Source organism: Gallaecimonas xiamenensis 3-C-1 (assembly GCF_000299915.1).
GTDB lineage: Bacteria > Pseudomonadota > Gammaproteobacteria > Enterobacterales > Gallaecimonadaceae > Gallaecimonas > Gallaecimonas xiamenensis.
The window spans coordinates 15,409-40,418 of record NZ_AMRI01000034.1; the positions used below are offsets into that span (position 1 = coordinate 15,409).

At 62.2% G+C, this 25,010-nt stretch carries 25 protein-coding genes; 12 read left to right on the top strand and 13 right to left on the bottom strand.

The features are described from left to right. Nucleotides 1-43: 43 nt before the first annotated feature. Nucleotides 44-3,520, bottom strand: coding sequence for an SH3 domain-containing protein (locus B3C1_RS17595; RefSeq protein WP_008486481.1), 3,477 nt, complete (start codon nucleotides 3,518-3,520; stop codon nucleotides 44-46). Between the two features lie 93 nt (nucleotides 3,521-3,613). Next, the gene (locus B3C1_RS17600) at nucleotides 3,614-4,762 is read right to left on the bottom strand and encodes an MFS transporter (RefSeq protein WP_008486483.1); all 1,149 of its coding nucleotides are present in this window, start codon (nucleotides 4,760-4,762) and stop codon (nucleotides 3,614-3,616) included. A 95-nt stretch (nucleotides 4,763-4,857) separates the two neighbouring features. Between B3C1_RS17600 and B3C1_RS17605 the strand changes: the two genes are divergently transcribed. Further along, a complete protein-coding gene (locus B3C1_RS17605) occupies nucleotides 4,858-5,619 on the top strand; it encodes an AraC family transcriptional regulator (RefSeq protein WP_008486485.1) in 762 nt (253 codons plus the stop codon). Here the strand turns inward: B3C1_RS17605 and tusA are convergent. The 3 genes from tusA to fadB form a co-directional block, all read right to left on the bottom strand. Further along, complete coding sequence (gene tusA / locus B3C1_RS17610) at nucleotides 5,616-5,858, bottom strand: sulfurtransferase TusA (protein ID WP_008486487.1); 243 nt, start codon at nucleotides 5,856-5,858, stop codon at nucleotides 5,616-5,618. The genes B3C1_RS17605 and tusA overlap by 4 nt on opposite strands. An 85-nt stretch (nucleotides 5,859-5,943) precedes the next feature. Further along, nucleotides 5,944-7,107: an acetyl-CoA C-acyltransferase FadA gene (gene fadA, locus B3C1_RS17615; RefSeq protein ID WP_035482694.1), complete on the bottom strand. Its 1,164-nt coding sequence runs from the start codon at nucleotides 7,105-7,107 to the stop codon at nucleotides 5,944-5,946. Between the two features lie 18 nt (nucleotides 7,108-7,125). Further along, nucleotides 7,126-9,276, bottom strand: a complete 2,151-nt coding sequence (gene fadB, locus B3C1_RS17620; protein WP_008486489.1) for a fatty acid oxidation complex subunit alpha FadB — start codon at nucleotides 9,274-9,276, stop codon at nucleotides 7,126-7,128. A gap of 224 nt (nucleotides 9,277-9,500) precedes the next feature. On the opposite strand from fadB, the gene pepQ reads away from it, so the two are divergent. Genes pepQ through hemG form a run of 3 tightly spaced genes read left to right on the top strand, consistent with a single transcriptional unit; the run spans nucleotide 9,501 to nucleotide 12,014 of the window. Further along, nucleotides 9,501-10,820: a Xaa-Pro dipeptidase gene (gene pepQ / locus B3C1_RS17625; protein WP_035482696.1), complete on the top strand. Its 1,320-nt coding sequence runs from the start codon at nucleotides 9,501-9,503 to the stop codon at nucleotides 10,818-10,820. A gap of 37 nt (nucleotides 10,821-10,857) precedes the next feature. Further along, the gene (locus B3C1_RS17630; protein WP_008486491.1) at nucleotides 10,858-11,472 is read left to right on the top strand and encodes a YigZ family protein; all 615 of its coding nucleotides are present in this window, start codon (nucleotides 10,858-10,860) and stop codon (nucleotides 11,470-11,472) included. Continuing rightward, nucleotides 11,469-12,014, top strand: coding sequence for a menaquinone-dependent protoporphyrinogen IX dehydrogenase (gene hemG / locus B3C1_RS17635; RefSeq protein WP_008486492.1), 546 nt, complete (start codon nucleotides 11,469-11,471; stop codon nucleotides 12,012-12,014). Before B3C1_RS17630 ends, hemG begins: the two co-directional genes overlap by 4 nt. On the opposite strand, the gene B3C1_RS17640 is transcribed toward hemG, so the two are convergent. From B3C1_RS17640 to def, 5 genes are read right to left on the bottom strand one after another with little or no spacing between them, the layout of a single operon-like run. Next, nucleotides 11,989-13,431 (bottom strand): TrkH family potassium uptake protein, encoded by a 1,443-nt coding sequence (locus tag B3C1_RS17640; protein WP_008486494.1) that lies wholly within the window; start codon nucleotides 13,429-13,431, stop codon nucleotides 11,989-11,991. The genes hemG and B3C1_RS17640 overlap by 26 nt on opposite strands. A gap of 7 nt (nucleotides 13,432-13,438) precedes the next feature. Beyond that, nucleotides 13,439-14,815, bottom strand: coding sequence for a Trk system potassium transporter TrkA (trkA, locus tag B3C1_RS17645; protein WP_008486495.1), 1,377 nt, complete (start codon nucleotides 14,813-14,815; stop codon nucleotides 13,439-13,441). Nucleotides 14,816-14,852: 37 nt separating this feature from the next. Then, the gene (rsmB, locus tag B3C1_RS17650) at nucleotides 14,853-16,148 is read right to left on the bottom strand and encodes a 16S rRNA (cytosine(967)-C(5))-methyltransferase RsmB (protein WP_008486496.1); all 1,296 of its coding nucleotides are present in this window, start codon (nucleotides 16,146-16,148) and stop codon (nucleotides 14,853-14,855) included. Further along, a complete protein-coding gene (fmt, locus tag B3C1_RS17655) occupies nucleotides 16,145-17,083 on the bottom strand; it encodes a methionyl-tRNA formyltransferase (RefSeq protein ID WP_008486497.1) in 939 nt (312 codons plus the stop codon). Before fmt ends, rsmB begins: the two co-directional genes overlap by 4 nt. A gap of 11 nt (nucleotides 17,084-17,094) precedes the next feature. After that, the gene (gene def / locus B3C1_RS17660; protein ID WP_008486498.1) at nucleotides 17,095-17,616 is read right to left on the bottom strand and encodes a peptide deformylase; all 522 of its coding nucleotides are present in this window, start codon (nucleotides 17,614-17,616) and stop codon (nucleotides 17,095-17,097) included. A 143-nt stretch (nucleotides 17,617-17,759) separates the two neighbouring features. Between def and B3C1_RS17665 the strand changes: the two genes are divergently transcribed. The 6 genes from B3C1_RS17665 (at nucleotide 17,760) to hemF (ending at nucleotide 22,685) form a co-directional block, all read left to right on the top strand. Beyond that, nucleotides 17,760-18,860 (top strand): LysM peptidoglycan-binding domain-containing protein, encoded by a 1,101-nt coding sequence (locus tag B3C1_RS17665; RefSeq protein ID WP_008486500.1) that lies wholly within the window; start codon nucleotides 17,760-17,762, stop codon nucleotides 18,858-18,860. 2 nt (nucleotides 18,861-18,862) lie between these two features. Beyond that, the gene (dprA, locus tag B3C1_RS17670; RefSeq protein WP_008486501.1) at nucleotides 18,863-19,939 is read left to right on the top strand and encodes a DNA-processing protein DprA; all 1,077 of its coding nucleotides are present in this window, start codon (nucleotides 18,863-18,865) and stop codon (nucleotides 19,937-19,939) included. Then, nucleotides 19,932-20,405, top strand: coding sequence for a DUF494 family protein (locus tag B3C1_RS17675; protein ID WP_008486502.1), 474 nt, complete (start codon nucleotides 19,932-19,934; stop codon nucleotides 20,403-20,405). The genes dprA and B3C1_RS17675 overlap by 8 nt, the downstream gene beginning before the upstream one ends. A 180-nt stretch (nucleotides 20,406-20,585) precedes the next feature. Continuing rightward, complete coding sequence (locus tag B3C1_RS17680; protein WP_008486503.1) at nucleotides 20,586-21,146, top strand: topoisomerase DNA-binding C4 zinc finger domain-containing protein; 561 nt, start codon at nucleotides 20,586-20,588, stop codon at nucleotides 21,144-21,146. A 70-nt stretch (nucleotides 21,147-21,216) separates the two neighbouring features. After that, nucleotides 21,217-21,771 (top strand): L-threonylcarbamoyladenylate synthase type 1 TsaC, encoded by a 555-nt coding sequence (gene tsaC, locus B3C1_RS17685; protein ID WP_008486504.1) that lies wholly within the window; start codon nucleotides 21,217-21,219, stop codon nucleotides 21,769-21,771. Between the two features lie 2 nt (nucleotides 21,772-21,773). Next, the gene (gene hemF, locus B3C1_RS17690; protein WP_008486505.1) at nucleotides 21,774-22,685 is read left to right on the top strand and encodes an oxygen-dependent coproporphyrinogen oxidase; all 912 of its coding nucleotides are present in this window, start codon (nucleotides 21,774-21,776) and stop codon (nucleotides 22,683-22,685) included. 25 nt (nucleotides 22,686-22,710) lie between these two features. Here the strand turns inward: hemF and B3C1_RS17695 are convergent, their stop codons facing one another. Further along, a complete protein-coding gene (locus B3C1_RS17695) occupies nucleotides 22,711-23,112 on the bottom strand; it encodes a group II truncated hemoglobin (protein ID WP_008486506.1) in 402 nt (133 codons plus the stop codon). 33 nt (nucleotides 23,113-23,145) lie between these two features. On the opposite strand from B3C1_RS17695, the gene aroE reads away from it, so the two are divergent. Together aroE and B3C1_RS17705 are read left to right on the top strand one after the other, a co-directional pair. Continuing rightward, nucleotides 23,146-23,949 (top strand): shikimate dehydrogenase, encoded by an 804-nt coding sequence (aroE, locus tag B3C1_RS17700; protein ID WP_008486507.1) that lies wholly within the window; start codon nucleotides 23,146-23,148, stop codon nucleotides 23,947-23,949. Next, nucleotides 23,946-24,197: a DUF1488 family protein gene (locus B3C1_RS17705; RefSeq protein ID WP_008486509.1), complete on the top strand. Its 252-nt coding sequence runs from the start codon at nucleotides 23,946-23,948 to the stop codon at nucleotides 24,195-24,197. The genes aroE and B3C1_RS17705 overlap by 4 nt, the downstream gene beginning before the upstream one ends. On the opposite strand, the gene B3C1_RS17710 is transcribed toward B3C1_RS17705, so the two are convergent. Both B3C1_RS17710 and B3C1_RS20680 read right to left on the bottom strand, forming a co-directional pair. Then, the gene (locus B3C1_RS17710; protein ID WP_008486510.1) at nucleotides 24,194-24,721 is read right to left on the bottom strand and encodes a gamma carbonic anhydrase family protein; all 528 of its coding nucleotides are present in this window, start codon (nucleotides 24,719-24,721) and stop codon (nucleotides 24,194-24,196) included. The genes B3C1_RS17705 and B3C1_RS17710 overlap by 4 nt on opposite strands. A gap of 47 nt (nucleotides 24,722-24,768) precedes the next feature. After that, on the bottom strand, nucleotides 24,769-25,010 hold a 242-nt coding region (locus tag B3C1_RS20680), incomplete at its 5' end, for a hypothetical protein (RefSeq protein WP_237751017.1).

Sequence of the window (25,010 nt, forward strand, 5' to 3'; positions counted from 1 at the left end):
AAAAGGCTTGGCACTGTGCCAAGCCTTTTTGTTTTTGCTGTGGTCAGGCCCTCTGGGCGGCCACGGCATCCCGTACCTGGCGCGACTCGTCCGCTGCCAACAGGGCCAGCAGCTGCTGGCCCTGGGGCAACTGCGACAGCAGCGGCACCAAAGCCGTCTTGTGCTTGGCATTAAGGAAGGCCAGGCGCTGCTGGGCCAGGTCTAAAGGCAGCAACAGGGCCAGATGCGCGGCGCAGCCTTCATACTCGGCATGCTTGGCACAGAACAGCAGCTGGTGTTCGGCGACTATGCCAATCTCGTCCAGCCAGGCCAGGAAGCCCGGTAGGGCGTCGTCCAGATGGTCGTCGATGTAGTGATCGCTGCACTGCTCCAGGTAGGTCTCCATATCCATATCGCCACTGGCCACCTGCTCCCCCAGATAACAGTCCGCCAGGCGCCCCTCGAACAACTTGAAGCCCCGGTAGCTGTGGTTGATCAGCAGCTTGGCCAGGCGGGCACGCCGCTCTTGGTCCAGCAACCAGATGTAGTCGCCGGGGCCGGCCAGGAAGTGCCCAGGCCCCGAGATCTCCAGGTGGCGGTGCACCCTGTGTTGATAGTGGCTGGCTATGGCCTGGTAGGGTAAGTCACCGGCCAGGTAAGCCAGGGTGTGCTGGTAGGCTGCGTCTATCCTGGCGTCCTTGTCAAAGAGAGCATTGAGCTTTTGCCAGAGGGCGGCCTGGTCCAGGTCGGCGTCAAACACCAGCACCTGATGGCCCCTGAGACGATCGCCCTTGGGCGGCTCGGACAGGCCAAACACCTCCAGGTGGTCGCCCTTGTCCAGCGCCAGCAGCACCGTTAGCCAGTCGCCGTAGTCCTGGTGCAGCCTGGGTTCTATCTGCAGCTGCTCGGACAGGGTCAGGGCCTTACCTTCCAGGTCGTCGCCGTCCAGCAACCGGCACTGGGGTGCCTGCTCGGCCAGCAAGGCCTGCTCCCAGGACAGTATGCTCAGGGTCAGCATCCGTTTGAGGCTGAGGGCAAAGTCCTGCTCTAGGGCCGGGTCGCCGGCCAGGGTAAAGCGGGGGTGGCACACCTCAAGGTGGCGGTAGAAACGCACCTTGTGGTACTCGCTGATGTAGTCCAGGCCCTGGCGCAGGGCCTTGGCCTTGTTGCGGTCCACCTGGGCAAACATGCCGGTGGCGGTGCTGTCTATTTCGGCGTAGAGCTCCAGGCTATTGAGATAGTCCCGGTATTGGCGGTTGTTGAAGTAAAGCTGGACCTCGAAGGCCAGGCGATAGGCTTGGTCCACCCCGGCTTTCTCGATGCTGTCCAGGCAGTCGATGGCGGCCAGGGGCTCGTCGAACTCGACGCTGTAGGTGTCGGTCGAGTCCATTTGTGCCACCAGGCGCAGGGTGCGTACCGGCGCCAGTTTCACCAGCGCCTGCCAGAAGCGCTTGGCCTGCTGCCCCACCGGCAGGGGCAGTTGCTGCAGCCAGAAGGCGGCCAGCACCAACCACTGGTAATGGTGACGTCCCCGCAAGCTTTGAAGGGCCTCATAGCAAGGCTGGTGCTCGCTGAAGGTGGGGAAATAGAGGCTGCTCTGGCGGATGGTTTCCTTCCTTTGCAACCCTTGGCGCAATAACGCCAGGGCCTGGTCGAAGGTCAGCGCCGGGGCGGCTTCACAGAAAAACTGCTGCAACTGCCGATGCTGCTCCAGGGTAAAGCCACGGCCTTTGAGGTCGTCACTGACCTGGGTGCCTTGCATCAGGAGGGCAAAGAGATGTTGCCCCAGGGCCGGTTCGCTCAGCTGGCCGATCAGAGCCTGGGTGACCTGGTCCCCCCGCTGTTGCTGCCAGTCGTCAAACAGCAGGAAGGCCATCAGGCAGTAATGGCCAGGCCCGAACGCATCCAGGGCCCATTGGCGCGGATCCGCCAGGGCCCGGTGGCGGCCAAAAAAATCCTTGAGGCTGTCCAACAGGGGCTTGTTGAACATGTCGTTAGTGTGTTGGTCGTCTACCTGGCTGAGCTGCACGGCCAGGGCCTGACGGGCCAGGGCGTCGGCGTCCAAGTCCAGGCGACTATAACGGCCGACAAAGTCTTCGAGGCTGATAAGGGCCCTGTCCAGGACCAGCTTTTCCCGTTGGTAGTCGGTCAGGCTCTCCACCCCCAGCAGGCGGTAGAGGATATCGAGGATCCGCAGCAGCTGCTGGCCGCGCTCCTGGGTACTGCCTGGGGGCAGCAGCTCCCCTTCATAGCCGTCTTCCAGCAGCGCCATTTCCAGGTCCCCCAGCATAAAGGGCAGCTCGTTGTTGATGTCGCTGTTGTTGTCGCCATAGGGCAGATAGTCGGTCAGGGCGCGGTAGAAGGCGGGGGCCTTGCCCTTGCTGTGGGCAAACAGGTCCAGGGCTTCAAGCTCGGTCAGCTGCTGGGGTTGGCTGCCGTCCACCACGTATTGCCACAGGGCTTGGCCGGTGGCCAGGGAGGCAATCAATTGGTGGACCAGCACCAGGTCATGGCCGGGATCGTCGCGGGCCTCTTCATCGGCCAGGCGCTGCCCGTCCCTGTGGCTGTAACAGACCAGGGGGCCCTGGGCCTGGGCGGCGATGGCCTGGTGGAGATCCATGGCTTCGTCTTCGAGGCGGTCCTCCATAAAGGGCTGGCCGAGGAAGGCGTCACGGTCGAAATCGTCGTCCCACAGGTAGTCGCCACAGGGCTGCAAGGTAATGAAGAAATCCAGCACCGGGTTGCAGTCTTCGAGGTCCTGGTGGTGGCTTTCCAGCATCTTGGGCTGGCTGAGCAGGCGCCGGGCCAGGGCGTCCTTGAACCAGTGGTAATCCTCGGGGTGGCTTTGCAGGTGCTCGGCCAGGCTGGTATGGCGCCAGCCCTGCTGCCATTCCCCCTCATACATGCGCAGGCGCTGCAGGTCGCTGTCGCACCAGAGGTAGGCCTGGATAATGTCCCGCTGCCAGCCATGGCGGGCCACCAGGTCGGCCAGGAAGGCGCTGTAGGCGTCGGCGTGGTCATGGTCCCAGTTGGGAATAAAGTACTGGGCCAGCAGGGTGGCGTACTGGCTGTCGGTGCGGGCCAGCATATAGAGGGCTTCCACCCCGAACACCCCGGTGTCGTCCAGCCACAGCGCCCAGGTGTCGTTATGGCGCCTGGCGTAGGCCACTATGGCCCTGGCGGTGGCCAGGACGTCGGCCAATAGCGGCGGGTATTGCAGGGCCAGGGCAAAGAGAAGGGGTTCGGACAGGCCATAGGCCAGGTTGTCGGCCGCCGGGTCCTCGGGAATATGCTCTTCGCCGTCGGGGTGCAGAATGAGGGCGTCGCGCAGCAAGGCTTGCTGGGGGGCGCCGGCCAGGTCACTGAGGCGAAGGGGCCTTTGGCCTTCGGGGGTTTGCGCCACAAACTCGAGCAGGTACTGGCCATTGCGGGAGACACTGTCGTTGTCCAGGTGCAGCCGGTATTGGGCCAGGGCTTGGGCAATACTTTGGGGGTTTTGCGGGTCGAGGGAGAGGGTGTTCCGATTGTCGGACTGCAACATGCCACATCCTATGTTTTGCAGTGAAAGGTCAGAGGCCCAGGGGCCTGACCATGATACAGGATAAGCCCAGCCATTTCGGGCCCTTACCCTCTTCTAAGGCGACACTGACCGCGATTTCTGAATGGTTTGTGCTGCCAGCAGCAGGCCCATGGTCAGGGCGCTACCCACCAGGATCGGGCCCAGGTCTTGCAGCCAGGCGGCCACCACCAACCCCGTTCCCAGCAGCAGGTAATAGGCCATACCCAGTAGAGCCCCGGCGGTACCCAGGCAATGGCCGTAGTCGGTCAGGGCTCCGGCCAGGACATTGGGTATGCCAAGGCCAAAGGCCAATACCACCAGCACCATGGGCAAGACCAGCAGCCAGTGGTCAGCCAGGGCCGCCACCCCCAACGCGCCCAGGCCGAACAGCATGACAGCCAGCCTCACCAAGGCAGCCGGTGCCCAACCTCGCCCCAGCAGCAGGCGGTTGCAAAGGGCGCCGCCGACGGCACCCAAGGCCAGGACCAGGCCACTGTAGCCGAAGGCCTGGGGCGGCAGTCCGGCCGCGTCGAACACGAAGGGGGCCAATTGGTAATAGCTGAACAAACCCAGATTAAAGAGCGCCACCAGCAGCGCCGTGCGCCAGATGCCGCCGTCGCCCGCCATGGCGCTTAACAGCGGCCAAAGGGCTGGGGGCGGTGGCCTGTCCGGGGCCGTTTCAGCCAAGGCTTGGGCACTCCAACCCAGCAGCAACAAGGCCAGGGCCAGCAGGAAGGCGAACAGGGCCAGGTAGCCCCCCCAATCCACCAAGGTGGCCCCCAGCATCATGCCGAGGGCCGGGCTCAAAGCCAGGGCGATACCGGCCAAGGCGAAGACCCGGGCCAGGGCCCGGCCTTCAAAGCAGTCCCGCAGCATGGTCTGGGTCACTATGGAACCGGCTGCGGCGCCGAAGGCCGCCAAGGCCCGGGCGCTCAGCAACAGCGCAAAATCTTGGCTGACCAGGGCGGCAAGGGAGGCCAGTCCATAACAAGCCAGCCCTGCCAACATGGCCGGGCGGCGGCCCAAGGTGTCGGCCAGACGGCCCCAGAACACCACCCCAAAGGCAAAGGCGATGAAGTACAGGGACAGGCTATGGCCGGCCAACTGGGCACTGACCTTGAAGGCGTCGGCAATGGCGGGTAGGGCCGGGCTGTAGAGGGTTTCCACCACTTGGGGAAACATCAGCAGGGCTGTCAGCAATAACAGCCGGGGTTGGTTGGCCATGGGCATCTCTTGTCTAAAACCAAGAGGGCAGTCTAGCGAGGCTGCTTTTGTCTTATTACAATCAAAGAGACACTTTATATAGGAAATAGGACAACGTGGCTTGGCTCCAACCCCAAGACGCTTTTGACCCAGATCAGCACCCCCAAAGGGTGCTGGGCATCGCCGCCCAGTTGGGCCGACATGACTCCGGCATGCACCGCCATGGCCGGGCCCAGCTGTTGTTTGCCCGCAGGGGCTGTATCCATATCACCTTGGCTGACCAGTTGTGCCTGTTGCCGCCGACCAGGGCCGCCTGGATACCCGCTGGTGTGACGCACAGGGCGCAGATGCAGGGCATTGTCGATTACCGCTCCTTGTATTTCGACCCGGACCAATGCCAAGGGCTGCTTCAGCAGGTGCAGGTCTTGGAAGTGGGGGAATTGCTGGCTGCCTTGTTGGAGCGGATTGCCCAGGCCGACTTGGCGACCGACTGGTCCAAGGGCAGCGGGCCTCACCTGGTGGCCCTTTGCCTTGACGAGATAGCCCGGGCCCGGCGGGAGCCTACCTTGCTGCCCTTGCCCAAAGACAGGCGCCTGGCCGGGTTGGACATGGCCCTGCTGCCCCCGGCCCTTGGGGTGCTTGCCAGCCAGGTTGGTGCCAGCCCCAAGACCTTGGGGCGTATCTTCCAGCGGGAGACCGGCATGGGCTACCAGCAGTGGCGCCAGCAATGGCGACTGCTCAAGGCCATAGAGCGATTGGCCGCCGGCGACAGGCACAGTGCCATTGCCGATGCCCTGGGCTTTGCCAGCGACAGTGCCTTTGTGGCGTTCTTCAAGCAGATGACGGGGCTGAGTCCCCTGGCTTACCTGGGAGCCTAGAGGCCTTTTTTGATCAGGTAACGGTAGGGAGCTGCCTGGGTTTCGCTGGCCACCAGGGTGTGGTCCATAAACCGGCAAAAAGAGGGGATGTCGCGGGTGGTGGCCGGGTCGTCCGCCAGCACCAGCAGGGTTTCACCGTCGCTGAGCTTACGGATCTTGCCACGGACCAGCATCACCGGCTCGGGGCAGCGCAGGCCCAGTACGTCCAGTTGGTGGTCGGGGTTGGCAAAATGGCTCATGACAGGCTCCGGTGAAAAAGTGGGCGAATTCTACCCGAAAAACAAAAAGCCGGCCACCAGGGCCGGCTTTTCACGTCCAGGAGCCTTAGACCCGTTCGAAAACGGTGGCGATACCTTGGCCCAGACCGATACACATGGTGGCCACGCCCAGGGTGGCGTCCTTGGCTTCCATGAGGTTGATCAGGGTGGTGGAGATACGGGCACCGGAGCAACCCAGGGGGTGGCCAAGGGCAATGGCACCGCCGTTGAGGTTGACCTTGTCCTCTACCTGGTCAGCCAGGCCCAGGTCTTTGACGCAGGGCAGGGACTGGGCGGCGAAGGCTTCGTTCAGCTCGAACAAGTCGATGTCGCTGACGCTAAGGCCTGCGCGCTTAAGGGCCTTCTGGGTGGCGGGCACAGGGCCGTAACCCATGATGGACGGATCGCAACCGGCCACCGCCATGGAGCGAATTTTGGCGCGGGGCTTGAGGCCCAGTTCCTTGGCCTTGTCGGCGGACATGACCAGCATGGCGCTGGCGCCGTCAGACAGGGCAGAGGAGGTGCCGGCAGTGACGGTACCGTTGACCGGGTCGAACACCGGGCGCAGGGCGCCGAGGGACTCGATTGTGGTCTCGGGGCGGATCACTTCGTCGAAGTCGATCAGCTCCAGGATACCGTCGGCATTGTGGCCCAGTATCGGCAGAATTTCGTTCTTAAAGCGGCCTTCCTGGGTGGCAGCCCAGGCGCGCTGGTGGGAACGTACCCCGAAGGCGTCCTGCTGTTCACGGGTAATACCGTGCAGGCGGCCCAGCATTTCGGCGGTCAGGCCCATCATGCCAGCGGCCTTGGCCACGTTCTTGGACAGGCCGGGGTGGAAGTCCACACCGTGGTTCATGGGCACGTGGCCCATGTGCTCAACGCCGCCGATGATGAACACGTCACCTTGGCCAACCATGATGGCGCGGGCCGCGTGGTGCAGGGCGTCCATGGAGGAGCCGCACAGGCGGTTGACGGTGGTAGCCGCCACGTTCTTGGGCAGACCGGCCAGTAGGGAAGCGTTACGGGCGATGTTGAAGCCCTGCTCCAGGGTCTGCTGCACGCAGCCCCAGATCACGTCTTCGATGTCGGCCGGGTTCAGGGCGCTGTTGCGCTCCAACAGGCCCTTCATCAGGTGAGCGGACAGCTCTTCGGCGCGAACGTTACGGAACACGCCGCCCTTGGAACGGCCCATGGGGGTGCGGATGCAGTCGACGATGACAGCTTCTTTGATCATGTTCGTTCTCCGTCCTTATTGGCCGTAGTAGGTTTTGCCGTTGGCCGCCATGGTACGCATGGTGTCGGTGACCTGGTAGAGCTCACCCAGGTGAGCGTACTGGTCGGCCAGGGCGACGATCTTGTCGAGACCGACGGTGTCGATGTAACGGAACACACCACCACGGAAGGGAGGGAAGCCCAGGCCATAGACCAGGCCCATGTCGGCTTCGGCCGGGCTGGCAATGATGCCTTCTTCCAGGCAGCGCACGGTTTCGATGATCATCGGCAGCATGGTGCGGTTGATGATTTCGTCCGGGCTGAACTCGCCTTGGGCCTTGACCACGGCCTTGAGCAGCTCGTAGCTCTCGGCGGTGGCTTCTTTCTTGGGCTTGCCGCGCTTGTCTTCGGTGTAGACGTAGAAGCCTTTACCGTTTTTCTGACCGAAACGCTGGTTCTCGAACATCACGTCGATGGCGTCTTTCTCGGTCTTGCTCATGCGGGTCGGGAAGCCTTCGGCCATCACCGCCTGGGCATGGTGACCGGTGTCGATACCCACTACGTCCAAGAGATAAGCCGGGCCCATGGGCCAACCGAACTGCTTCTCCATGACCTTGTCCACGGCCTGGAAGTCGGCGCCGTCACGTACCAGCAGGCTAAAGCCGGCGAAGTAGGGGAACAGCACGCGGTTGACGAAGAAGCCGGGGCAGTCGTTGACCACGATGGGGGATTTACCCATCTTGGCGGCGTAAGCCACTACGGTAGCCACGGTCTCTTCGGAGGTGTTCTCGCCACGGATGACTTCCACCAACGGCATGCGGTGCACCGGGTTGAAGAAGTGCATACCGCAGAAGCGCTCAGGCTTCTTCAGGCTCTTGGCCAGCTGGTTGATGGAAATGGTGGAGGTGTTGGAGGTGATGATGGCGTCTTCGCTCACCACGCCTTCCACCTCGGCCAGCACGCTGGCTTTGACCTTGGGGTTTTCCACAACGGCTTCAACGACGATGTTCACGTCCTTGACGCTGTCGTAGCTCAAGCTGGGGACGATGCTGTTGAGCACGCCGGCCATCTTGGCGCCGTTGATACGGCCGCGCTCGAGCTGCTTGTTCAAAAGCTTGGACGCCTCGGACAGGCCCAGGTGCAGGGCTTTGTCGTTGATGTCCTTCATGATGATGGGGGTACCGGTGGAGGCGGACTGGTAAGCGATACCGCCACCCATGATACCGGCGCCCAGTACGGCGGCCTTGTTCACGGCGTGGGCGGCTTTACCGGCCTTCTTGGCCTTGCCCTTGATGAATTGGTCGTTCAAGAAGATACCGATAAGGGCGGTAGCCACTTCGGTCTTGGCCAGTTTCACAAAGCCTTGGTTCTCGATGGCCAGGGCCTCGTCGCGGCCCATGCGGGCAGCGGCTTCGATACCTTTGACGGCGGTCATGGGGGCTGGGTAGTGCTTGCCAGCCTGGGCTGCCACCATGCCGGTAGCGGTGGAGAAGCTCATGCCCGCTTCCAGCTTGTCCAGCTTCAGGGCAGAGGTCTTGGCGGCGCGGCGGCCTTGCCAGTCCAGTTTGCCGGCAATGGCGCTCTTGGCCATGGCAATGGCGGCGTCGAACAGTTTTTCCGGGGCAACCACGGCGTCTACCAGGCCCAGCTTCAGGGCGGCGTCGGCACGGTTGTCTTTACCGGTGGTGATCAGTTCCATGGCGTTATCGGCACCGATAACGCGGGGCAGGCGCACAGTGCCGCCGAAACCGGGAATAAGGCCCAGCTTCACTTCCGGCAGGCCAATCTTGGCGGTGCTGTCCGCCACGCGCAGGTCGGTGGCCAGGATGCACTCGCAGCCGCCGCCCAGGGCAAAGCCCTTGATGGCAGAAACGCTGGGGAAGGGCAGGTCTTCAAGCTTGCTGAAGATGGCATTGGCCTTCTGTACCCAGGCCAGCAGTTCGGGCTCGGGAAGCTTGAAGGTTTCCAGGAATTCGGTGATGTCGGCGCCGACGATGAAAGTGTCTTTGCCGGAGGCCAGCACCAGGGCTTTAACCCCATTGCTGCCTTGAATGGCGTCCAGGGCCGCGTCCAGCTCGGACAGGGTCTGGCGATCGAATTTGTTTACGGAACCGGGGGCGTCGAAAGTCAGGACGGCGATACCGTCGGACTCCAGCGCCACCTTGAGGTTGTCACCTTGGTAAAGCATTTGGCGTTCTCCCTTTGTGCCTCTAGGCATAGGTGGTCAAACCAGTCAAGGCATGATGGTAGTAATTTGCGCGGAATGCAATAGCCTTTTCAAACATCCGTTTAATGTGGCTGTTTAAGTTGGCGTACGGTCAGCGCCCGGGCCGGGTCGATGGGCTGCCTTGGGTCCCTCCTGCTGGCAATGATAGGATGGCGCTTTATCATTCAGAAATGACGGTGAACAGTATGGAACATCTGGCACGCCTTTACCCCGACCACATTGCCGAGCTGCAAAAGCGCACCAAGGCGGCCCTGGCACGCAGCGGCTACCAGGCCCTGGCCATTCACGCCGGCCAGCAGCTGGGGGTCTTTTTGGATGACAACCATTACCCCTTCAAGCCCAACCCCCACTTCAAGCATTGGCTGCCGGTCATCGACAACCCCCACTGCTGGGTGATCGTCAACGGTGAAGACAAGCCCAAGTTGCTGTTCTTCCGCCCGGTGGATTTCTGGCACAAGGTGGCCGATGCCCCCAGCGAATACTGGAGCGAGCAGTTCGATATCGTGCTGATTGACTCCCCGGCCGCCGCCGCCAAGGCCCTGCCCCAGGACAAGAGCCGGGTAGCCTATATCGGCGAGCACCAGGCCTATGCCGAAAGCCTGGGCTTTAAGGATTTGAACCCCGAGCCGGTACTGAACTACCTCCATTACTACCGGGCCTACAAGACCGAGTGGGAACTGGCTTGCATGCGCAAAGCCAACGCCATCGCCGTCAAGGGCCACCTGGCCGCCAAGGAAGCCTTCTTTGCCGGCAAGAGCGAGTTCGGTATCAACCAGGCCTACCTGAGCGCCACCGAACAGGGCGACAACGACATGCCCTATGGCAATATCGTCGCCCTCAACCGCAACGCCGCCATCCTGCACTACATGCATTTTGACCGTCGGGTGCCGGACCAGAGCCGTAGCTTCCTGATTGACGCCGGTGCCAGCTTCAACGGCTATGCCGCCGACATCACCCGTACCTATGCCCGGGAAGACAACGCCTTTGCCGAGCTGATTGCGGCCATGGACCAACTGGAACGGGACCTGGTGGCCGGTCTCAAACCCGGCCTCAAGTACGCCGAGCTGCACCATCAGTGCCACCTGGGGGTAGCCAAGATCCTCAAGGACTTCGGCATCATCCGCTGTGATGGCGAAACCGCCCTGACCACCGGCATCAACCGTGCCTTCTTCCCCCATGGCCTCGGTCACCATTTGGGCCTGCAGGTCCACGACATGGGCGGCTTTATGGCCAACGACCATGGGGACAAGGAATCGGCCCCGGCCCAGCACCCCTTCCTGCGCACCACCCGAGTAGTGGAAGCGGGCAACGTGCTGACCATCGAGCCCGGTCTCTACTTCATCGACAGCTTGCTCGAAGAAGTGCAGGCCGGCGAGCACGCCGAGCTGGTCAACTGGGACAAAGTAGAGGCCTTCAAGCCCTTCGGCGGCATCCGTATCGAAGACGACGTCATAGTGCACGGCGACGGCATCGAAAACATGACCCGTAAGCTGGGCCTGGCCTGATAGACTGCGGGGTTTGTGCCGAAACCCCGCTCCCTTCATGTCCTATCTCGTTCCCGCCCAAGACTTGGCGGTTGAAGAAACCCTCAAGAAGAGCCGCTTTATCACCCTGCTGGCCCATACCCAGGGCCTGGCGGCGGCCCGCGCCTTCTGGCAAGACTGCAAGGACAAGCACCCCGGCGCTCGCCACTGGTGCTTTGCGGCCGTGGCCGGCCACCCCACAGACGGCCAGCAATATGCCATGAGCGACGACGGCGAGCCGGCCGGTACGGCGGGGAAGCCGATGCTGGCGCAGTTGCTGGGGTCCGGCCTTGGGGAAGTGAGTGCCGTTGTGGTGCGCTACTATGGGGGCGTCAAGCTGGGCACCGGCGGCCTGGTGCGGGCCTACGGCGGTGGCGTGGCCAGCGCCTTAAAGGCACTGCCCAGCCGGCTATGCGTGCACTATCGCACCCTGGAACTGACCCTGCCCTATGGCCAACTGCCCGACCTGCAGTACTGGCTGCAAAAGACCGGCAGCCAGGTGCTTGAAGAAAGCTTTGCCGACAAGGTACAACTGCGCATTGCCGTACCAGACGGTGAGCAAGAAGGACTGCTGGCCTGGCTGGCATTACAGCCGGCTATCCAATGCAGGGCGTTGAACGAGGACACACCATGACCACCCAAACCATACTGCTGGCCTACTCCTCAGTGGACGGCCAGACCCGCGCCATCATGCAGGCCATCTCTGAGGTGCTGCACGAGGCCGGACACCAGGTGCGTTTTTGCGACATCGAGCGCAACGGCGAGCCGGAATGGGAAGGGATAGATCTGGTGGTGGTGGGGGGCGCCGTGCGTTACGGGGACCACAGGCCTTGTCTCTATGAGTTCGTCAAAGCCCAGGCGGTGGAACTGACCGCCAGGCCTAACGCCTTTTTCTCGGTCAACCTCACCGCCCGCAAAACCGGTAAGGACAGCCCGGCCGGTTCCCGCTATATGCAGAAGTTCCTGGAAAAAAGCCCCTGGCACCCCCAGCGCCTGGCGGTGTTTGCCGGGGCGCTGAAATGGGACAAGTACCGCTTTTTTGACAAGCTGATGATCCGCTTCATCATGTGGCTGACCGACGGCCCCACCAATACCCGCACCAATGTGGACTTCACCGATTGGGCCGAGGTCAGGGCCTTTGCCCGCCGCCTTATTGGCGCCAGAAAGCCGGTGTAAGTACCGCCACCACCGTCAGGATTTCCAGGCGGCCCAGCAACATCCCTAAGGAAAGCAGCCATTTGGCGCCATCGGGCAGGTTGGCAAAGTTGCCGGCCGGCCCGATCAGATCGCCAAGGCCCGGGCCCACGTTGGTTACCGAGGTGATGGCGGCGGTGAAGGACGTTACCAGGTCCAACCCCATCAGCCCCAGCACCAATGTGATAAAGGCCACCGTCAGGAAGAAGGCGAAGCTGAACGCCACCAGGGAGCGGATGATGTCGTCACTGACCGGGCGGCGGTTGTAGTTCTGTACGAACACCGCGTTGGGGTGGATAAGCTGCTTGAGCTGCAGGTGCAACATGCCGGCGGCCAACTGGAAGCGGAAGATCTTGATGCCCCCCGAGGTTGACCCCGAACAGCCCCCCACGAACATCAGCAGCAGGAAGGCGGTCACCGCAAAGGGCCCCCACATGCTGTAGTCGGTGAGGGCATAGCCGGTGGTGGTCACCACCGACACTACGTTGAAGGAGGTCATCCTGAGGGCGTCCAGGAAGGGCTCGCCCTTGTGCCACCACAGCCAGGTGGCCAGCACCAGGGACACCGACGCCAGGAACAGCACATAACCCCTGAATTGTTCGTCCCGCCAGATATTCCACTGGTTCTTACGCACCGCGTTTACCAACAGCAAAAAGGGCATGCCGCCGGCCATCATAAAGAGGGTACCTACCCAGTGGCTGGCCGGCCCGAAATGGGCCATGGACGCGTCCGAGGTAGAGTAGCCGCCGGTGGAAATGGTGGTCATGGCGTGGTTGAAGGCGTCGAACCAGCCCATCCCCGACAGCCAGTAGCACAGCAGACACAGGCCGGTCAGGGTCAGGTAGACCCAGAGGATGTCCCGGGCCAGGGTGGCGGTGCGCGGCGCGCTCTTGTCGGTCCATTCAGAGGACTCGGTGCGGAACAGCCGCATGCCCCCTACCCCCAGGAAGGGCAGTACCGCTACCCCCATGACGATAAAGCCGACCCCACCCAGCCATTGCAGCAAGGAGCGCCACAAGAGGATGGAGCGGGGCAGGGTGTCCAGCCCCGACAACACAGTGGAGCCGGTGGTGGTGATGCCGGACATGGTCTCGAAGTAGGCGTCGGTGTAGCTGATGTGCTCAACGAACACCAGGGGCAGGGCGGCAAAACCCGAGGTAAAGACCCAGGTCATGGAGGTGAGCAGGAACATGTCCCGCACCTTGAAGCGGCCCAGATCCCTGTTGCCCTTGGTCATGCAGAAGAGGGCGGCGGCATAGGTGATGATGGCCGACTCGAAGAACTGCATGGTGCCGTTCTCCCCGTCCCAGAAGGCCAGGGCCGTGGGCAGCAACATCATCAATGCCAGTACGTTGAGGAAGACGCCGATGATGTAGAGAACGGGCTTGTAGTTGAACATGAGTAGCCTAGAAGAACAGAGCGCTGGGTTGGAAGAGTTTTTCGACGGCGGCGATATGCTGCTTGTTCACCAGGAACAGCACCACGTGGTCACCGCTTTCGATGACGGTCCTGTCGTGGGCGATCAGCACTTCATCACCTCGCACTATGGCGCCGATGCTGGCCCCTGGGGGCAGCTTGATATCGGCCACCGCCCGGCCCACAACGTGGGAGGTGCCCGGATCGCCGTGGGCTACTGCCTCTATGGCTTCGGCCGCGCCCCGGCGCAGGCTGTAGACGTTGACGATGTCGGCACGGCGGATATGGGTCAGCAGCGCCGAGATGGTGGCGGTCTGGGGGGAAATGGCGATGTCGATGGTGCCGCCCTGCACCAGGTCCACATAGGCGCCGCGCTGAATGAGCACCATCACCTTGTGGGCCCCCAGCTGCTTGGCCAGCATGGCGGACATGATGTTCACCTCGTCGTCGTTGGTGACGGCGATAAAGACATCGGTCTGGTCTATGTGTTCTTCCTTGAGCAGCTCCTGGTCGGAGGCATCGCCGGTAAAGACGATGGTGTTGCTCAGGCGTTCGGACAGGTAGGCGGCCCGGGCGGCGCTACGCTCAATCAGCTTGACGGCGTACTTCTTCTCCAGCTGCTTGGCAAGGCCAGCGCCGATGTTACCGCCACCGGCGATCATCACCTTGCGATAGGGTTGTTCCAGGCGCTGCAACTCGCTCATTACCGCCCGGATATGGCCGGCGGCGGCAATAAAGAACACTTCGTCGTCCGCCTCGATAACGGTGGTGCCCTGGGGCTTGATGGCCCGGCCCTGGCGGAAGATGGCGGCCACCCGGGTGTCCACGTTGGGCATGTGTTCGCGCAGAGTGGACAGGGCGTTGCCCACCAAAGGCCCGCCGTAATAGGCCTTGACCGCCACCAGCCCCACCTTGCCGTCGGCAAAGTCCAGCACCTGCAGGGCACCGGGGTAGTCCACCAGACGGCGGATGTAATTGGTGACCAGGGACTCGGGGGAAATGATGTGGTCCACCGGTATGGCGTTGTCCCCGAACAGGCTGTCCCGGTACTTGAGGTACTGGTCGGCGCGGATACGGGCGATCTTGGTGGGGGTATGGAACAGGGTATAGGCGACCTGGCAGGCCACCATGTTGGTTTCGTCGCTGTTGGATACGGCGATCAGCATGTCGGCGTCTTCGGCGCCGGCACGTTTAAGGGTGTCCGGGTGGGCGGCGTTGCCGTGGATCACCTGGATATCGAAACGGTCTTGCAGTTCGCGCAGGCGGTCCAGGCTCTGGTCCACCAAGGTGATGTCGTTCTGCTCACCCACCAGGTTTTCAACCAGGGTGCCACCGACTTGGCCGGCACCCAGAATGATAATTTTCATGCCCAAGTTCCCGTATCAGAAGGGCTTTTGATTCGGACTACGGCTTTTTTAGCACCCTTGCATAGAAGAAGCCATCCATCTCTTTGTCCCCGGGCAGCAGCTGCCAGCCCGGTTGTGCCGCGCTTTCGCCGTCCCGTACCGGTGCCAGGGTGGCGTCCGGAGTGCGGGACAGGAAGGCCTGGATCTGCGCGCCGTTTTCCTCCGGCAACACGGAACAGGTGGCATAAAGCAGGGTGCCGCCTGGCTTGAGCATGGCCCAGCAGTTGTCGAGGATGGCGGCTTGCAGCTTGGCCAGTTCGCGGATGTCCTGGTCGCGGCGCAGCCAGCGGATATCCGGGTGGCGGCGAATAACGCCGGTGGCGGAGCAGGGGGCGTCCAGCAGGATGCGGTCAAAGGCTACCCCGTCCCACCAATCGCGCTGGCTGGCGTCGGCGGCCACCACCTTGGCCTTGAAGCCGAGGCGGGCGAGGTTTTCGCTGACCCGCTCCAGGCGCTGCTCGCTGACGTCCAACGCCGTTACCTTGGCGTCGGCCAGCTCCAGGATATGGGCGGTCTTGCCACCGGGAGCGGCGCAGGCGTCGAGGATGCGCTCCCCGTCTTTGGGGGCCAGCAGCTCGGCGGCAAATTGGGCGGCGCCGTCCTGCACGCTCAGGGCGCCGTCGCTAAAGCCGGGCAGGGTGGTCACGTCTTGGGCTTCGACCAATTTGAAACCGGACGTAAGTGATTGCTCACTTTCTGCGCTAATCCCTGCCTTCTCCAGCAAGGCCAGGTAGGCGCTCCTGTCCTGCACCCTTTGGTTGGCGCGCAGCCAGAGCGGTGCCTGGGTATTGTTGGCGTCGATAATGGCCTGCCATTGTTCGGGGTAGGCCTTGCGCAGCCGGCCCAGCAGCCAGTCGGGGTGCAGGCTGGCCACCGCCTTGTTGCGGGCGGCACCGTCCAGCAGTGCCTGACCCTGGCGCTCGGCGTTACGTAGCACGCCGTTCACCAGGCCCTTGAGTTTGCCCTGGCCCAGTAGCGGCGCGGCGGCCACGGTTTCGCCAACGGCGGCATGGGCGGGAATACGGCTGAAGAAAAGCTGGTAGAGGCCCAGCACCAGCAACTGGTGCAGGATGCGGGTCTTGCCCTTCAGCGGCTTGTCCATCAGCTGACCAAGGGCGGTATCCAGCAGCCGGTACTGGCGCAGGGCGCCAAAACACAGGGCTTGCAGCAGGGCCTTGTCCTTGGGGTTGGCCAGGGCGCCTTGGGCGGCGGGCAGGGCCTCGTTCAGGGACCGGCCTTCGTCCAGTACCGCTGCCAGTACCCTTGCGCCCTGGGCGCGCAGTTTGGCACTCATGACAGCAAGGTCCCCGGGCTAAACCAGTCCTGGCGGGCGTTCAGCACATCGGCCACTGTCATGGCTTTCTTGTTGGGCAGCTGCAGTTGGGTAATGCGAAGGATGCCCTGAGCCGTGGCTACATCCAGCCCCTGCTTGCCTGCGGCCAGCACGGTGCCGGGGGGCTGGTTGTTGGGGCCGGCCACAACTTCGGCCTGCCAGACCTTGATGCTTTGGTCCTGGTAAGTGAAATGACTCACCGGCCAGGGGTTGAAGGCCCTTACGCAGCGCTCGATAAAGGCGGCGTCTTGCTGCCAGTCGATTTGCGCTTCTTCTTTGCTGAGCTTTTCGGCGTAGTTGGCCTGGCTGTCATCCTGGACCTCGGCGCTGAGGGATTCCAACTGGTCCAGGGTGTCCAGCAGGGCTTTGGGGCCCAGCTCGGCAAGCTTTTCATAGAGGCTGGCAGAGGTGTCGTCCTGGCCTATGGCCAGGCTGGCCTTGCTGAGCATGGCGCCGGCATCCAGGCCCTTGTCCATCTGCATTATGGTCACGCCGGTGTCCTTGTCGCCGGCCCAGATCGCCCTTTGAATGGGGGCGGCGCCGCGCCAGCGGGGCAGCAGGGAGCCGTGCACGTTAAGGCAGCCAAGGCGCGGCAGGTCCAGTACCGCCTGGGGCAGAATGAGGCCGTAGGCCACCACCACCATCACATCGGCCTGGTACTGGGCCAGTTCGGCCTGGGCTTCCGGCTTTTTAAGGCTCTGGGGTTGGTGGACGGGGACCTGATGCTGCTCGGCCAGCACCTTTACCGGGCTTGGGGTCAGTTTCTTGCCACGGCCAGCGGGGCGGTCTGGCTGGGTGAACACCGCCACCACTTCATGCTTGCTGGAAAGCAAAGACGCCAAATGGCGGGCCGCGAAATCCGGCGTGCCCGCGAAGACAATACGCAATTTACTCAAGGGGATCCTCGTCAGATGGTAGCGGTTTGACGGGCGTTCTGGCGGGCTTCCTTCTCCAGCTTCTTGCGGATGCGCTCACGCTTGAGGGGGGAGAGGTAGTCGATAAAGAGTTTGCCTTTGAGGTGGTCCAGTTCGTGCTGGACACAAACGGCCAGCAGGCCTTCGGCCTCCAGGATGAATTCCTGGCCTTGCTCGTCCAGGGCTTTGACCTTGATGTGTTCGGCCCTTTCCACTTCGGCGTAGGAGCCGGGCACGGACAGGCAGCCTTCGTCGCCCATGGCCTTGCCGTCTTTCTCGATGATCTCGGGATTGATGAAGACACGGCGCTCGTTTCGCTCTTCGGAGATGTCCATCACCACCACCTGCAGGTGGACATCTACCTGGGTGGCGGCCAGGCCGATCCCGTTTTCGTCATACATGGTGTCGAACATGTCGCTGACCAGTTGGCGGATGGCGTCGTTGACCTCTGCGACCGGTTTGGCCACAGTGCGAAGGCGCTCATCTGGGTAGTGCAAAACGTTTAGAACTGCCATAAGTTTCTGATTACTGCGCTAATATGTGTATGAAGCCAGATTGATATGCTGTAATTTTAGCCATTTGAACCTGGCAATGACAGCCATAATAATCAACCAAGGTTCTCAGCTGCCAGCGAGGGGCTGGCAAAAGGACGAAAAAAATGAAAAAAATCCTGCTTGCACTGGCTGCGGCGGCCGTCACCTGGCTCGCTCTGGCCGACGATCTAAAACTCAAAAACGACTTCCCCGAGACCTACGTGGTCAAGAAGGGAGACACCCTCTGGGACATCTCCGCCAAGTTCCTGCAAAACCCCTGGCTCTGGCCCAAGCTCTGGCAGTCCAACGAACAAGTCGATAACCCTCACCTTATCTACCCCGGCGACAAACTCAGCCTGGTGATCATCGACGGCGTGCCGCAGCTGGTGCGCAAACCCCTGGTCAAGTTGTCGCCCACTGTGCGGGTGGTGGACAAAGGCGATGCCATTCCCACCCTGCCCACCAACCATATTCGTGCCTTCCTGACCCACCAGCAGATCGTGGACGACGAGCTGCTTAAAGGCGCACCCCGTATCACCGGCGGTTCCGACCTTACCAAGCGCATGACCCAGCATATGGACATCTATGCCAGGGGCGACAAGATAGAAGATGGGCGCCTGTACGGGGTCTACCGTAAGGGCAACCGCTATCTGGATCCCAAGTCAGGGGAAGAGCTGGGCATAGAAGCCGTGCTGGTATCCGTGGTTAAGGCCATGGACGTGCAACAGGCCCAGATCGGCCAAGGGGAAGACGCCAAGAGCCTGGATCTGGCGTCACTGAAAGTGGTGCAGACCGAGCGTGAAATCACCCAGGGGGACTACCTGTTGCCCCTGGACGACCACAATCTGCCGGTGTTCTTCCAACCCCACGCCCCAGGCGCCTTGGTGGAAGCTCGTATCATCGATTCTTACCGCAAGACCCGGGCCCTGGGTAAATACGACGTGGTGATCCTCGACAAGGGTGCCCGCGACGGCTTGGAGCCAGGCCTGGTGCTGGAGGCCCGCCGTGAGGGGGCCACCGTTATCCTCAAGGATGATGCCCAGTACAAAGAGGACGCTTCTGTCTTCGACCGCTGGTTCTCCTCCGAGGAAGCCACAGTGGTGCAGCCCTCCGAGGGCATAGGTCAGATGATGGTGTTCCGCACCTTCGACAAGCTCAGCCTGGCCCTGATCCTCAAGGCCGAGAAGCCTATCCGCGAAATGGATATGGCTACCAATCCGGAGTAACCATGGACCGGGTCCGGCAGCAGTTGGCCTTGTCCCTGCTGCCCGGCATCCGGGCTGCAAGCTGGCGCCGGTTGGCCTTATGGTCGCCGGCGTTTTTGCTTTCTGAGTCCCCCCAACAATTGCGGGACGCCGGGGTGCCCCAGGGCTTTATCAAGGCCAGAGCGCAGCTGGATTGGGACAGGGTCGACCAGATCCTGGCCTGGATGGCGGCCGACGGCGCCGGCCTTTGCTTCCTGGGGGATCCGGATTACCCCTGGCTGCTGGCCGAAAGCCCCTGGCCACCGGTGCGGCTTTTCTACAAGGGCGACAAGGCCCTGTGGGACAGGCCCCAGTTGGCAGTGGTGGGGACCCGCAAGCCCACCCCGGCCGGGCGTAATGCCCTGGCCTTGCTAGAGCCGCTGCTGGCAGCGGGTCTGGCCCTGACCTCAGGCTTGGCCTTGGGCATAGATGGCCTGGCCCACCAGCAGGCGCTGCAACAAGGCGCCCCTACCTTGGCGGTGCTGGCCAGCGGCCTGGAACGCTGTTACCCGCGCCGCCACCAGACCCTGTTCGAACAGATCGCCCAGCAGGGGCTGCTGCTGAGCGAAATGCCCCCCGGCACCGCCACCCTGCCGGCGCTCTTTCCCCAGCGCAACCGCATCATCGCCGGGTTGTCCCTGGCCACCCTGGTGGTGGAAGCCAGCCTGGCTTCCGGGTCCCTGATCACGGCGCGGTTGGCGGCCGAGGCGGGCAGGGAGGTGCTGGCCGTGCCCGGCAGCCCCTTCAACCCCCAAGCCCAGGGCTGCCATCAGCTGTTAAAAGAGGGGGCCGGCCTGGCAACGACCCCCGACGATTTGCTGTTTGCCCTCAAGGGCTGGTCCTCCCCGGGCCCCGTCACCAAGGACATGCAGCAAGGATTGCCAGAACACCCGGTTCTGGATACTGTAGGAGACGACACAACACCGCTGGACCTGATCCTAGAAAGGTCGAACCTGGCGGTGGATGTCGTCCTCTCATATTTGCTCGAGCTGGAGATACAAGGCTATGTGTGCCGTGTCCCGGGCGGGTATGTCAGACAGAGGAGGCAGTCGCATGTTTGATGTCCTCATGTATTTGTTCGAAAACTATGTCCATTCTGAAGTGGAAGTGATGATGGACCACGAGCAACTCACCGACGAACTGACCCGTGCCGGGTTCCGCCATGAGGAGATCTTCAAGGCGTTGGCTTGGCTGGAGCGGTTGGCGGCGTTGCAGGAAAATGGCGAACAGCCCTTCCTGGTCAATGTGCCCCAGCAAAGCATCCGTATCTTCACCCCCGAAGAGATGCTGCGCCTGGACACCCAGTGCCGTGGCTTCCTGCTGTTCCTGGAGCAAATCCAGGTGCTGAGCGGCGAAACCCGGGAAATGACCATTGACCGGCTGATGGACCTGGAGCAGCAAAGCATCTCACTGGAAGATCTCAAGTGGGTGGTGCTGATGGTGCTGTTTAATGTCCCCGGCCAGGAAAACGCCTACGCCAAGATGGAAAACCTGCTCTTTGAGGAACCCGGCGAGCACCTGCACTAAGCCGGGACAGGGCTGCGACCAAGTGCCTGGCACCGGGTCGACGCCGACTGCCAATCCCTGACAAAGGGAACCCGCTTCGCTGGCACCGCGCTGCCGGCAACCCCTTTTACCCCTTGTGCCCGCAGCTGGTACTATAGGGCGCCGCGATGGTCGCCTGTGCAAAGTAGGAGGGGAAAGGCCATGTCCAAGATTGACCACAGCCTGTTTGATGCCGACACCCACGCCCTGGCGCAGATTGACGACCCTTGCCCCGACTGCGGCGGCAAATTGCAGCTGCGCCACGTGGGTAAGCACAGTTTTATCGGTTGCGCCTCATACCCTGCCTGCCACTACAGCCGGCCGGTAAAGGGCCACGAAAGCGCCGTTCTAAAGGTGCTCGACAGCGCGCCTTGCCCCCAGTGTGGCGCGCCCCTGGCGGTCAAGCAGGGCCGCTACGGCATGTTCATCGGCTGCACCGCCTTCCCGGCCTGTCATTACATTGCCGATGACCAGGATGAAAAGGACACCGGCACCCCCTGCCCGGCCTGCCGCCATGGGGAGCTGTTGGAGCGGGTCAACCGTTTCGGCAAGACCTTCTACGCCTGCAACCAATATCCCCAATGCAAGTACGTGCTGAACGATCCGCCCGTGGCCCAGGCCTGCCCCGACTGCGGCTGGGCGCTGATGGTGCGCCGCACCCTCAAGGGCAAGGCGGTACTGCAATGCCCGGTCAAGGGCTGCGCCAAGGTGCTGGCCCAGTAGGGCCTTTGCAAAATCAGCCGTTCAACCCCGGGGCGCACGGCGCTAGAATGAGGGCATCACGTTCAAGCCGATGCCCATCATGTACGACGCTGTTATCGAACACCTGCAAAATGGCGGCCTCATCGCCTATCCCACCGAAGCCGTTTTCGGCCTGGGCTGTGACCCGGACAACGAAGAGGCGGTGCGCGCCCTGCTGGCCCTCAAGGAAAGGGACCCGGCCAAGGGCCTGATCATAGTGGCGGCCAGTTATTCCCAGGCCATCAAGTACATCCGTGACAAAGACATCCCCCAGGACCGCCGCTTTGCGGTGCTCTCCCGCTGGCCGGGGCCCGTTACCTGGGTGATGCCCGCCAAGGCGGACGTGCCGGACTGGCTCAAGGGCCAACACGACAGCCTGGCGGTCAGGGTCAGTGACCATCCCCTGGTGCGCAACCTCTGTTTCGAATATGGCAAGCCGCTGGTGTCCACCAGCTGCAACAAGGCCGGCGAGCCGCCGCTGATGACCGCCGACGCGGTGCGCCAGCACTTTGGTGACGCCGTGCTGGTGGTAGAGGGTGAGGTCGGTGGCCTGGACAAGCCCACGCCAATTTTCGACGCCATCACCGGCGCGCAATTCAGGGAGTGACCATGAGCCATCCGAAGCTGGAAGAAGTAAAAGGCTTTCTGCTGGCCCTGCAGGACCAGATCTGCGCCCAGCTGGAGGCAGCCGACGGCCAGGGCCGGTTTGTGGAAGACGCCTGGCAGCGCCCCGGCGGCGGTGGCGGCCGCACCCGGGTATTGACCGGCGGCGCCGTTATCGAGCAAGGCGGGGTCAACTTCTCCCATGTCTTCGGTGACAACATGCCGGCATCTGCCACCGCCCACAGGCCCGAACTGTCCGGGCGCAGCTTCCATGCGGTGGGGGTTAGCCTGGTTATCCACCCCCGTAACCCCCATGTGCCTACCAGCCATGCCAATGTCCGTTTCTTTATCGCCGAAAAGGAAGGGGAAGATCCCATCTGGTGGTTTGGCGGTGGCTTCGACCTGACTCCTTTCTACCCGGTGCTGGACGACGTCAGGCATTGGCACCAGGTGGCACGTGACCTGTGCCAGCCCTTTGGCGATCACCTCTACGCCGAGCACAAGGCCTGGTGCGATGACTACTTCTATCTCAAGCACAGGGGCGAAACCCGGGGTGTGGGCGGCCTGTTCTTCGATGACCTCAACCAATGGGACTTCCAGCAGTGCTTTGCCTATATGCAGGCGGTGGGGCAGGGCTATTGCCAGGCCTACATTCCGATCATCGAAAAGCGCAAGGACACCCCCTACGGTGAACCCCAGCGCCAGTTCCAGCTGTATCGCCGGGGCCGCTATGTGGAGTTCAACCTGGTGTGGGACAGGGGCACCCTTTTTGGCCTGCAAACCGGCGGCCGTACCGAGAGCATCTTGATGTCCATGCCGCCCCTGGCCCGCTGGGAGTATGACTACCAGCCCGAGCCGGGCAGCCCTGAGGCGCAACTGGCCGACTACCTGCGGCCAAGGGATTGGTTGGCGGAATAAAAGAAGGCGGCAGAGGCCGCCTTCTTTAATGGTTGATCATATGGGTGGCCAGTGGCGCAAAGGCATTATGCAGGGCCTTGCGCAGCTGGGGGTTGGCCACCTCGGCAGCCAGGGCCTTGTCCATGCAGTACATCCATTGGTCCCGCAGTTGCTGATTCACCGGAAAGGGCATGTGGCGCATGCGCAGCCTGGGGTGGCCGTACTTTTCTTCAAATAGGCCAGGGCCTCCCAGCCAGCCTGACAGGAACTCGAAGAACTTCTGGCGTATGGCATCCAGGGGCTGTGGGTGCAGGGCCAGTAGCTCTGCCGCCGCCGGGTCTGTCTCCATGATGTCGTAGAAACGGTCCGCCAGGCGCCGGGCCGCCGCTTCGCCACCCATCAGTTCATAAGGGGTGCGCTGGGGCGAGGGGTGTTCTGATATGCTCATCTTACGTTTCAACCACTTCCACATAAGCTTTCTATGGACCACTACACTGTGATTGGCCATCCGGTGGAACACAGCCGTTCTCCCGCCATGCACCGCCGTTTTGCCGAACTGGCTGGGCAGCATATCAAGTATGACCGCACCCTGGCACCGTTGGACGCCTTTGTGGCTACCCTGGAGGCGCACATCGCCGCCGGCCTTAAAGGCGCCAATGTCACTGTGCCTTTCAAGGAAGCCGCCTTCGCCTGGGCCCACCGTTTGACCGACCGGGCCCGCCAGGCTGGCGCCGTCAATACCCTGGCCTTGCAGCCGGACGGCAGCTGGTTGGGGGACAACACCGATGGGGTGGGCCTGGTGACGGATCTCAAACGCCTTGGGGCACCCCTCGGCGGAGCCCGTATTCTTGTGATCGGGGCCGGCGGCGCCACCCGGGGCATTTTGGGGCCCTTGCTGGCCGAAGGGCCCAGTGCCCTGGTGCTGTGCAACCGTACCCTGGCCAAGGCCCAAACCCTGGCCGAGCTGTTCGGTATCGAAGCCCAGGCCATGGACGCCCTGGCTGGTCAGCACTTTGACCTTATCCTCAATGCCAGCGCCGCATCCCTGACCGGCGAGTTGCCGGCTGTGCCTGCCGGTCTCTTTGCCGGGGCCAGCCTGGCCTATGATCTGGTGTACAAGCCCGGCGGCACCGCCTTTGAGCGCTGGGCCCTGGACAACGGCTGCAAGGCCAGCAGTGACGGCCTGGGTATGCTGGTAGCCCAGGGGGCAGAGAGCTTTCGTCTATGGCGGGGGGTCTTGCCGAACTGGCAACAGGTACTGGCGGAAATGAAGGAGGGGCTATGAACCAGTCATTGCAGTTTCTCGACGCGGCTGTCTTTGACGAGGCCAGCGGCAGCATCCGCCTGGATGCCACCTTTAATGGCTGGCGTATCCCCTGTTACTTCCATGCCAGTTGGTTTGATGAAAGCCAGCTGCTGGCTGCCCAGGCTGACGACCTTATCAACCGTGAACAGCTGCGCATGGAAGACGTAATAGAAGAAGCCCTGGCGGCAGAGGCCCTGGACGTCCAGGGCGAACTGCATTTCGATTAAGCCAGGTATTCGTCCTTGAGCCGCACGTAGTTGTCGGCAGACACCGCCAGGAAGGCTCGCTCACCTTCATTTAATGGGCGGGCCTGTTTCACCGGCGACCCTATATATAAGTAACCGGACACCAAGCGCTTGCCGGGGGGCACCAGGCTGCCGGCACCGATGATCACATCGTCCTCTACTATTACCCCGTCCATGACAATGGCGCCCATGCCCACCAGGATACGGTTACCCAGCTGGCAACCGTGCAGCATGCACTTATGTCCTACTGTAACGTCGTCGCCGATGATAAGGGGATAACCGTCCGGCACTTCCTTATGTTTGCGGGTCACATGCAGCACTGTACCGTCCTGCACATTGGAGCGCGCACCGATGCGGATATGGTTTACATCACCCCGGCCGGCCACCAAGGGCCAAATCGAGCTGTCTTTTCCTATCTGAACATCCCCCACCAGCACGGCACTGGGGTGGACATAGACGCCTTCAGATAAGTCGGGCGCAATGCCCTTGTAGGTTTCCAGGCTCATAAAGCCCCCTTTCTGATGATATTTACAGCGAATTTGCGCGCTTTCGTTCAATTAAACAGCGGTTGAAAGAAAACTTTAAAATAGCCCTTGCAGCGCCGCGCGCGCTCCCTATAATGCCACTCCATCGACGGGATGCAGCGAAGAAAAGCGCAGACCGAAAAAGAAAAACTTAAGAGATAACAGATTGTTAACTTAAGATTTTCGGGTTCAAGGGGTTGACTTTGAATCTCAAGGATGTAAGATACGCATCCTCGCTCAGCAGAGCGACGCTCTTTAACAATTGAATCCA

Coding starts and splice junctions, on each gene's coding strand:
- B3C1_RS17705 (WP_008486509.1), top strand. CDS start 23,946: ATGAACCAGTCATTGCAGTTTCTCGACGCGGCTGTCTTTGACGAGGCC.
- B3C1_RS17675 (WP_008486502.1), top strand. CDS start 19,932: ATGTTTGATGTCCTCATGTATTTGTTCGAAAACTATGTCCATTCTGAA.
- fadB (WP_008486489.1), bottom strand. CDS start 9,276: ATGCTTTACCAAGGTGACAACCTCAAGGTGGCGCTGGAGTCCGACGGT.
- B3C1_RS17665 (WP_008486500.1), top strand. CDS start 17,760: ATGAAAAAAATCCTGCTTGCACTGGCTGCGGCGGCCGTCACCTGGCTC.
- B3C1_RS17600 (WP_008486483.1), bottom strand. CDS start 4,762: ATGGCCAACCAACCCCGGCTGTTATTGCTGACAGCCCTGCTGATGTTT.
- B3C1_RS17640 (WP_008486494.1), bottom strand. CDS start 13,431: ATGTTCAACTACAAGCCCGTTCTCTACATCATCGGCGTCTTCCTCAAC.
- B3C1_RS17680 (WP_008486503.1), top strand. CDS start 20,586: ATGTCCAAGATTGACCACAGCCTGTTTGATGCCGACACCCACGCCCTG.
- hemF (WP_008486505.1), top strand. CDS start 21,774: ATGAGCCATCCGAAGCTGGAAGAAGTAAAAGGCTTTCTGCTGGCCCTG.
- tusA (WP_008486487.1), bottom strand. CDS start 5,858: ATGAGCCATTTTGCCAACCCCGACCACCAACTGGACGTACTGGGCCTG.
- B3C1_RS17595 (WP_008486481.1), bottom strand. CDS start 3,520: ATGTTGCAGTCCGACAATCGGAACACCCTCTCCCTCGACCCGCAAAAC.
- pepQ (WP_035482696.1), top strand. CDS start 9,501: ATGGAACATCTGGCACGCCTTTACCCCGACCACATTGCCGAGCTGCAA.
- B3C1_RS17630 (WP_008486491.1), top strand. CDS start 10,858: ATGTCCTATCTCGTTCCCGCCCAAGACTTGGCGGTTGAAGAAACCCTC.
- hemG (WP_008486492.1), top strand. CDS start 11,469: ATGACCACCCAAACCATACTGCTGGCCTACTCCTCAGTGGACGGCCAG.
- rsmB (WP_008486496.1), bottom strand. CDS start 16,148: ATGAGTGCCAAACTGCGCGCCCAGGGCGCAAGGGTACTGGCAGCGGTA.
- tsaC (WP_008486504.1), top strand. CDS start 21,217: ATGCCCATCATGTACGACGCTGTTATCGAACACCTGCAAAATGGCGGC.
- dprA (WP_008486501.1), top strand. CDS start 18,863: ATGGACCGGGTCCGGCAGCAGTTGGCCTTGTCCCTGCTGCCCGGCATC.
- trkA (WP_008486495.1), bottom strand. CDS start 14,815: ATGAAAATTATCATTCTGGGTGCCGGCCAAGTCGGTGGCACCCTGGTT.
- def (WP_008486498.1), bottom strand. CDS start 17,616: ATGGCAGTTCTAAACGTTTTGCACTACCCAGATGAGCGCCTTCGCACT.
- aroE (WP_008486507.1), top strand. CDS start 23,146: ATGGACCACTACACTGTGATTGGCCATCCGGTGGAACACAGCCGTTCT.
- B3C1_RS17710 (WP_008486510.1), bottom strand. CDS start 24,721: ATGAGCCTGGAAACCTACAAGGGCATTGCGCCCGACTTATCTGAAGGC.
- B3C1_RS17695 (WP_008486506.1), bottom strand. CDS start 23,112: ATGAGCATATCAGAACACCCCTCGCCCCAGCGCACCCCTTATGAACTG.